Consider the following 7640-nt stretch of genomic DNA (forward strand, 5'->3'; position numbering starts at 1 on the left):
TCTAAATATATGTTATCAAAAATAAATCCTACCCAAACCAACAGCTGGAAAGCACTCGACGAAGAATTTACCAATAATGATTTTGATTTAAGAAGCCTTTTTAAGGATAATGAAAATCGTTTTAATGAATTTTCTGTTAAAAGAACTAATTTTTTATTTGATTATTCTAAAAACTTAATGGATTCTAAAGTAAAGAATCTTCTATTAAATCTTGCGGAGGAATGCGAATTGAAAGACGCCATTTCCAAAATGTTTTCCGGTGACAAAATCAACGAAACAGAAGGAAGAGCAGTTCTGCATACCGCTTTGAGGGATTTTTCCGATAGAGAAATTATAGTAGACGGAGAAAATATCAAACCTCTGATCAAAAGCGTTTTGGATCACATGAAATCTTTTTCCGAAAGCATTATTTCAGGAGCACACAAAGGTTTCAGTGGAAAAGAAATTACAGATGTTGTGAACATCGGAATTGGAGGTTCAGATTTAGGACCTGTGATGGTGGTTTCTGCTTTGAAGCATTTTAAAACAAGGTTAAACGTTCATTTTGTTTCCAATGTAGACGGAAATCATATTGCAGAAGTTGTAAAGAACTTAGATCCTGAAACCACTTTATTCATCATTGCTTCCAAAACATTTACAACTCAGGAAACCATGACGAATGCGAATTCAGCAAAAGATTGGTTCTTAAAAGCTGGAAAAAAGGAAGATGTTGCTAAGCATTTCGTTGCCTTATCCACTAATATTGAAGCTGTTAAAAACTTCGGAATAGCAGAAGAAAACATCTTTGAATTCTGGGATTGGGTAGGCGGAAGGTATTCGCTTTGGAGTGCGATTGGTTTAAGTATCGTACTTGCCGTAGGATATGAAAACTTTGAACAATTGTTAAGAGGAGCTTATGATACAGACCAGCATTTTCAGACAGCAGATTTTGGTGAAAACATTCCTGTGTTGATGGGATTGATCGGTATTTGGTACCGTAATTTTTATGCGGCAACGACTCATGCTATTCTTCCTTACTCTCAATATTTGGATCGTTTTCCAGCATATTTTCAGCAGGGAGATATGGAAAGTAACGGAAAATGTGTGGACAGAAATGGCGAATTCGTAGAATATGAAACAGGACCAATTATTTGGGGAGAACCGGGAACAAACGGACAGCACGCTTTTTATCAATTAATTCATCAGGGAACTGAATTGATTCCGGCAGATTTTATTGCCTATACAAAAAGTCCGAATAAAGTTTCCGATCATCAGGATAAATTATTAGCCAACTTTTTTGCTCAGACCGAGGCACTTGCCTTTGGAAAAACGGAGGAAGAAGTTGAAGCTGAATTAAAAGCATCAGGGAAATCAGATGAAGAAATCGAATTCCTGTTAAACTATAAAGTCTTCCAGGGAAACACACCAACCAACTCTATATTATTCAATGAATTAACTCCTTTTTCACTCGGTCAGTTAATTGCGTTGTACGAGCATAAAATTTTCGTTCAGGGCGTTATCTGGAACATTTTCAGTTTCGATCAGTTTGGGGTGGAATTAGGAAAAGTTTTAGCCAACAAAATTCTTCCGGAACTTGAAAACAATGAGACTGTTAGCTCACATGACTCTTCAACAAACGGACTGATTAATTATTATAAAGCGAATAAATAAATTATTGCTGATTTTCATTAATTTTGATAAAAAATAAAAACACATGAGTACCATTACCATACATCTTAAAGATAAAGAAGAGGAAACTTTAATGGAAAATCTTTTGAAAAAAATGAAGATCAGCTTTGAAAAGAATGAGGATGATTTTGAGCTGACGGATGAAATGAAAAGAGTGATTGATGAAGCTTTAAAACAAGACAGATCACAATCTGTAGATGGCAAAGAATCTTTAAAAAGAATCAGAGCTAAATATGGACTTTAATTATAAATTTTGCCCACTGCCGAAAAAGACATTGAAGAAGCAATAGATTATTATGCTGATATCTCAGTCAGGGTTTTAAAAAACTTTAATAAACAATTAGATCTGGCAATTGATAGAATAATTACAAATCCGTATTTTCAGAAAAGACACAGAAATGTAAGAGCTTCACTGTAAAGAAATTTCCTTATATTATTTTCTATGAAATTAGTAAAGATGAAAAAATGATTTATATCCTCTCCGTTTTCTGCACTCATCAGAACCCGGAAAAATATCCTTAAAAATCTAGTAATAAAAGTAATAAATAAAAATGGCAGAAATTCTTGACGGATTAAAAATATCCAAAGAAATAAAACAGGAAATCAAGGCTGAAGTAGAAAAAATCGTTGCCGGAAAAAGAAGAGCGCCACATTTGGTAGCTATTCTTGTCGGAAACAATGGAGCCAGCAAAGCGTACGTCAATTCAAAAGTAAAAGACTGTGAGGAAGTGGGCTTTCAATCAAGCTTAATTAAATTTCCAAGTACGGTTTCTGAATCCGAATTATTGGAAAAAATCGATGAATTAAATAAATCTAAAGCAGTTGACGGATTCATCGTTCAATTACCTCTGCCAGATCAGATCGATCAGGAAAAAATTATCAATGCTATTGATCCAAGAAAAGATGTTGACGGTTTCCACCCGGAAAATTTCGGAAGAATGGCGCTGGAAATGGATACTTTCCTGCCGGCAACTCCATTCGGTATTTTAACATTACTGGAAAGATATAATATTGAAACAAAAGGTAAAGACTGTGTCATCATCGGAAGGAGCAAGATTGTGGGAAGACCGATGAGCATCCTGATGGGAAGAAAAGATTTCCCTGGAAATTCAACTGTAACGCTTACACACTCTTACACGAAAGATATTGAAGAATACACTAAAAAAGCAGACATCGTCATCACAGCTTTGGGTGATCCTCATTTCCTGAAAGGAGATATGATTAAAGAAGGAGCAGTAATCGTTGACGTAGGGATTACAAGAGTGGATGATGACTCTCCAAAAGGATATTATCTAGCAGGTGATGTAGATTTTGACAGCTGTGCAGCAAAAGCAAGCTGGATCACCCCTGTTCCCGGAGGTGTAGGGCCTATGACAAGAGCAATGTTGATGAAAAACACCATCATTGCCTATAAGACTTCAGTCTATAACGACTAATTTTAAAATGGATTTAATAGAAGATATATTATTAAAAGAAGGTAAAATGCTCCCTGTAATGGAGCATTTTTACACTCTTCAGGGAGAAGGAGCACACACCGGAAAAGCTGCTTATTTCATCAGATTGGGCGGCTGCGACGTGGGGTGTCACTGGTGTGATGTAAAAGAAAGCTGGGATCCTAATTTACATCCTTTAATGAATGCAGAAGAAATTGCAGAGACTGCTGCAAAACACTGCAAAACAATCGTTTTAACAGGTGGTGAGCCTCTAATGTGGAACCTTGATGTTTTAACATCCAGGCTAAAAGAGCTTGGCTGCACTATTCATATCGAAACTTCGGGAGCTTACCCGATGAGTGGACATATCGACTGGATTACACTTTCTCCTAAAAAAACTGGGCTTCCGAAGGAAGAAATCTATCAAAAGGCTCACGAACTTAAAGTCATTGTTTTTAATAATAACGATTTTAAATTTGCAGAAGAGCAGGCCGCAAAGGTATCGGATAACTGCACATTATATCTTCAGAGCGAATGGAGTAAACGCGATGAAATGTATCCTAAAATCACAGACTTTATTTTGGAACATCCCGAATGGCGGGCTTCAGTTCAGACCCACAAATATCTGAATATCCCGTAAAAAATATGTAAATTAGCTTTTCGTATCCGTTATTATCATAGATGCAGAGAATCCGATACTCCAGATACCTGAAATCGATCATTGTTTTGCTTGACCTTCTGGTTATTGCATCTATTTTTATGTTCTTTTATATCACCAGAAATCAAAATGTTAAACAAAACCAGGAAATTTGGTATCAGAATTCGTTTGCTTTAATATTGCTATTTTTGTTCTGGATGCTTTTGAGTGGCAGAACAAGAATTTATAATATCCCGAGAAATCTCACTTATACCCTGTTTCTGGAACGTCTGCTTATCCATTTCCTGCTGTTTATTCTCGGAGTTTTGCTGATCGGAAAAGTAAGCTATAATGTTTTTTTCAACTCAGATATTTATTGGCTTTCATTTTACCTGTTATTTTTTATTTTTTTAGCTAAATCACTGATATTCTTCAGTATAAAATATGTCAGAAGTCTGGGGATCAATCACAGGAATATTATGTTCTTAAATGAAAACAGCTCTACTGAAGTTTTAAAAAATATTTTAAGGGACAGAAAAGATTACGGATATAAAATTTTTGAGTATAAATCTGGCGAAATAAAAACGGATGAATTGATCGAGTTCTGGAAAAAAAACGGAATTCATACTTTATTCATTCCTATAGAAAACTCTTACACTCCTGCTATTGAAAAGGAAATTTTTAAGCTAGCAGAAGCAAACAAAGTTCATATTTCATTAATTCCGAGTATTACTCAAAGTGATTTTTTCCTTTACGACTTGGGGTATATCCAGACACAACCGGTTCTTAATCAGACCAAATATCCACTGGACTATTACTCTAATTTTCTATTGAAAAGAATTTTTGACATTGTGTTTTCCGTTGTCATAATGATTGGGATCTGCTCATGGCTGTTTCCCATTATTGCGATTCTCATTAAAACAACCTCCAAAGGCCCTGTGTTTTTCATTCAGGAACGATATGGTTTTCATGAGGAAGTTTTTAAATGCATTAAATTCCGGACAATGATTGTTAATGAAGAATCTTCAACAAAAACAACAGAGGAAAATGATGTAAGAATTACCCGTTTCGGAAAATTTTTAAGAAGGACGAGCCTTGATGAAATGCCTCAGTTTTTTAATGTTTTGAAGGGTGAAATGTCAATTGTAGGACCTCGACCTCATATGCTTGCGGTAGATAATTATTACAAACCTAAAATCGGAAGATACAGCCTGAGAAGTATGGTAACTCCCGGAATCACAGGTCTCGCGCAGGTAAATGGGTTACGTGGTGATGCCGGCGATATAGAAGTGGAAATGAACAAAAGAGTATTGGCAGATGCATTCTATGTAAGAAACTGGAGTTTTATGCTTGATTTTGTAATTATTTTAAAAACTGTTTTACTGGTGATTGGTGGAGATAAAAATGCAAAATAAGGATTTTGGTCTACATTATGATATATTAAAATGAAATGTTGAACAGAGCTTGGATCTGCCCTTAACCTTTAATGAATTAAATAAAAAAAAGTCTAATTTAGCAGAATGTTAAAAAAGTTTTTTACAGCAGTCGGAGAATACATCATCCTTCTCGGTAAATCGATACAGAAGCCACAGAAAATGAACGTTTTCCGTAAACTTCTGATGAGAGAAATCAACGATTTAGGTGTGAATTCGTTTGGGCTTGTGATCTTCACTTCTATATTTGTAGGAGCTGTTGTTGCCATCCAGATGTTCAATAATTTTGATGCTTCTTCCTTTCCCATCCCAACCTCCTTTGTAGGCTATGCTACAAAAGCTGTTTTGGTTTTGGAATTTTCGCCCACTATTATAAGCCTCATTCTTGCAGGAAAAGTAGGATCTTATATTGCTTCAAGCATCGGAACCATGAGGGTTTCAGAGCAGATTGACGCATTGGATATTATGGGAGTAAATTCTCCTAACTTTTTGATTTTGCCGAAAATCGTTGCCTGTGTTATATTTAATCCTTTATTAATTGCAATAAGTATTGTATTTGGTATTGGCGGAGGATACGTGGCCGGAATTTTAACCGGAAACTGGACGACCAATGATTATATTGTAGGAATCCAGATGTATATGCCGAATTTATTTATTTATTATGCCTTTACCAAAACAATTGTTTTTGCTTTTATTATAGCGACCGTACCTTCTTATTATGGATATAATGTGAAAGGCGGTTCACTGGAAGTAGGTAGAGCCAGTACACAGGCGGTAGTTTGGACGATGGTATTCATTATCCTTTCAGAGTTACTATTAACCCAATTAATATTAAGCTAAATGATTGAGGTAAAAGATCTTAAAAAGAGTTTTGATGAAGTTGAAGTACTTAAAGGAATTTCAACAACTTTCGATAAAGGGAAAGTAAACCTAATTATAGGACAAAGTGGTTCCGGGAAAACGGTATTTCTTAAAAGTCTGCTTAATGTTTATCAGCCAACTTCAGGAGAAATTCTTTTTGATGGTAAAGACATCAACGTCATGTCAAGGGAAGAAAAACAGCAACTTCGGGCAGAGATTGGGACGGTTTTTCAGGGCAGCGCTCTGTTTGATTCTTTAACAGTAGAAGAAAATATTATGTTTCCGCTGGATATGTTTACGAATCTTACATTCAGGGAAAAGAAAAGAAGAGTCTTCGAGGTTATCGGAAGAGTACATCTTGATAAAGCCAATAAAAAATTTCCGTCCGAAATCTCTGGTGGTATGCAGAAACGTGTAGCAATTGCAAGAGCAATTGTCAACAACCCTAAATATCTCTTCTGTGACGAACCAAACTCAGGACTGGATCCTTATACATCTAATGTAATTGATGATCTACTCTTGGAAATCACAAAAGAATACAATACAACGACAATTATCAATACCCACGATATGAATTCCGTCATGACGATTGGCGAGAAAATTGTATATCTGAGATTGGGAATCAAAGAATGGGAAGGCAACAAAGATATCCTGATTACCGCAGGCAATAAAAATCTTATTGATTTCGTTTATTCTTCAGAATTATTTAAAGAGCTGAGAGAATACATGCTTGAAAATAACAAAACCATTGATAATACCATTACAAAAATAGAAGATAATGAAAAAGATTCTTAGTATAGCATTCATAGGTTTCTCTATTCTGGCTTCTGCACAGATCTCTCTTGCAGGAAAAGCTAATATAATATTCCCTACAGGCTCACCTTCGTGGGAGAATATTAAAGGAACAGTAAACCAAGCGATTGAAGGTGAAGGAAAGAACAATGCAGGTTTCAACGTAGGATTGTCTTTGAAAGTAGGATTGCCTACTTCATTTTATCTGATGCCGGAATTGTATTATACCAATTTCAAAAATGAATTTACCACAGCCAATACAACTTTCGATATTAAAAGCAGCAGAATAGATTTGCCAGTTCTTTTAGGATATAATATCTTAGGAAATACACTGGGTGTTTTCGTAGGTCCGGTAGCAAGTTATAATTTAGCCAAAGAAGATACTTTCAATGACTTTAAGGAAAATGCAAGAGACAATTTTACGGTAGGATATCAATTTGGCGCTCAGGTAGAAATCTCTAAACTTATTCTGAACGCGAGATACGAAGGTGCTTTCAGTAAAGATTCGAGAGAATTTATCAATAAAAATACAAGTGAAGAAATTCGGTACGACAACAGACCTAACCTTTTTATGGTAGGTGTAGGGTATAAGTTTTAATCGAATTTTTAAAGAATAAATAACCTGAGTTCGGTTTAAGCAAAGTTTAAAAATAGTTGACCGTCATTTACCTTTTTCAAGTTGAGTGACGGTTTCTTTGGAAAGAAACAATATGCTGTTAGTCCTCCCAAAATATTTATTATAAAATTGTTCACACTTCGGTGTCTGGTGTGCTCAACCTGACAATGATTCTTCAGTTCGTCATTTATGGTTTCAAT

10 protein-coding genes are annotated in these 7640 nt (G+C 35.4%); 9 read left to right on the top strand and 1 reads right to left on the bottom strand.

Annotation, left to right across the window (positions count from 1 at the left end):
• Positions 1–9 precede the first annotated feature (9 nt).
• The 9 genes from pgi to BLR30_RS07095 all read left to right on the top strand — a co-directional run bounded on the left by pgi (position 10) and on the right by BLR30_RS07095 (position 7422).
• Positions 10–1650: a glucose-6-phosphate isomerase gene (gene pgi / locus BLR30_RS07060; RefSeq protein WP_089856559.1), complete on the top strand. Its 1641-nt coding sequence runs from the start codon at positions 10–12 to the stop codon at positions 1648–1650.
• Positions 1651–1693: 43 nt separating this feature from the next.
• The gene (locus tag BLR30_RS07065) at positions 1694–1912 is read left to right on the top strand and encodes a hypothetical protein (protein ID WP_089856498.1); all 219 of its coding nucleotides are present in this window, start codon (positions 1694–1696) and stop codon (positions 1910–1912) included.
• Positions 1913–1921: 9 nt separating this feature from the next.
• Positions 1922–2086, top strand: coding sequence for a hypothetical protein (locus BLR30_RS17685; protein ID WP_175443619.1), 165 nt, complete (start codon positions 1922–1924; stop codon positions 2084–2086).
• A gap of 133 nt (positions 2087–2219) precedes the next feature.
• Positions 2220–3104, top strand: coding sequence for a bifunctional 5,10-methylenetetrahydrofolate dehydrogenase/5,10-methenyltetrahydrofolate cyclohydrolase (locus tag BLR30_RS07070; RefSeq protein WP_089856500.1), 885 nt, complete (start codon positions 2220–2222; stop codon positions 3102–3104).
• 7 nt (positions 3105–3111) lie between these two features.
• Complete coding sequence (locus BLR30_RS07075) at positions 3112–3741, top strand: 7-carboxy-7-deazaguanine synthase QueE (RefSeq protein ID WP_089856502.1); 630 nt, start codon at positions 3112–3114, stop codon at positions 3739–3741.
• A 41-nt stretch (positions 3742–3782) separates the two neighbouring features.
• Positions 3783–5153 (top strand): exopolysaccharide biosynthesis polyprenyl glycosylphosphotransferase, encoded by a 1371-nt coding sequence (locus BLR30_RS07080; protein WP_089856504.1) that lies wholly within the window; start codon positions 3783–3785, stop codon positions 5151–5153.
• Positions 5154–5258: 105 nt separating this feature from the next.
• Positions 5259–6011 carry an MlaE family ABC transporter permease gene (locus BLR30_RS07085; protein ID WP_089856506.1) on the top strand — a complete coding sequence of 251 codons (753 nt, stop codon included), beginning with the start codon at positions 5259–5261 and terminating at the stop codon, positions 6009–6011.
• Positions 6012–6827, top strand: coding sequence for an ABC transporter ATP-binding protein (locus BLR30_RS07090; protein WP_089856508.1), 816 nt, complete (start codon positions 6012–6014; stop codon positions 6825–6827).
• Positions 6811–7422, top strand: a complete 612-nt coding sequence (locus BLR30_RS07095) for an outer membrane beta-barrel protein (protein ID WP_089856510.1) — start codon at positions 6811–6813, stop codon at positions 7420–7422. The genes BLR30_RS07090 and BLR30_RS07095 overlap by 17 nt, the downstream gene beginning before the upstream one ends.
• A 35-nt stretch (positions 7423–7457) precedes the next feature.
• Here BLR30_RS07095 and BLR30_RS07100 read toward each other — a convergent pair.
• On the bottom strand, positions 7458–7640 hold a 183-nt coding region (locus BLR30_RS07100), incomplete at its 5' end, for a transposase (RefSeq protein WP_317041389.1).

Origin of the sequence: Chryseobacterium taeanense, from assembly GCF_900099685.1 — a bacterium.
GTDB lineage: Bacteria > Bacteroidota > Bacteroidia > Flavobacteriales > Weeksellaceae > Chryseobacterium > Chryseobacterium taeanense.

Excerpts from the sequence above, each read along its gene's own strand:
- BLR30_RS07085 (WP_089856506.1), top strand. The coding sequence starts at position 5,259 with ATGTTAAAAAAGTTTTTTACAGCAGTCGGAGAATACATCATCCTTCTC.
- BLR30_RS07080 (WP_089856504.1), top strand. The coding sequence starts at position 3,783 with ATGCAGAGAATCCGATACTCCAGATACCTGAAATCGATCATTGTTTTG.
- BLR30_RS07070 (WP_089856500.1), top strand. The coding sequence starts at position 2,220 with ATGGCAGAAATTCTTGACGGATTAAAAATATCCAAAGAAATAAAACAG.
- BLR30_RS07095 (WP_089856510.1), top strand. The coding sequence starts at position 6,811 with ATGAAAAAGATTCTTAGTATAGCATTCATAGGTTTCTCTATTCTGGCT.
- BLR30_RS07075 (WP_089856502.1), top strand. The coding sequence starts at position 3,112 with ATGGATTTAATAGAAGATATATTATTAAAAGAAGGTAAAATGCTCCCT.
- BLR30_RS07065 (WP_089856498.1), top strand. The coding sequence starts at position 1,694 with ATGAGTACCATTACCATACATCTTAAAGATAAAGAAGAGGAAACTTTA.
- pgi (WP_089856559.1), top strand. The coding sequence starts at position 10 with ATGTTATCAAAAATAAATCCTACCCAAACCAACAGCTGGAAAGCACTC.
- BLR30_RS07090 (WP_089856508.1), top strand. The coding sequence starts at position 6,012 with ATGATTGAGGTAAAAGATCTTAAAAAGAGTTTTGATGAAGTTGAAGTA.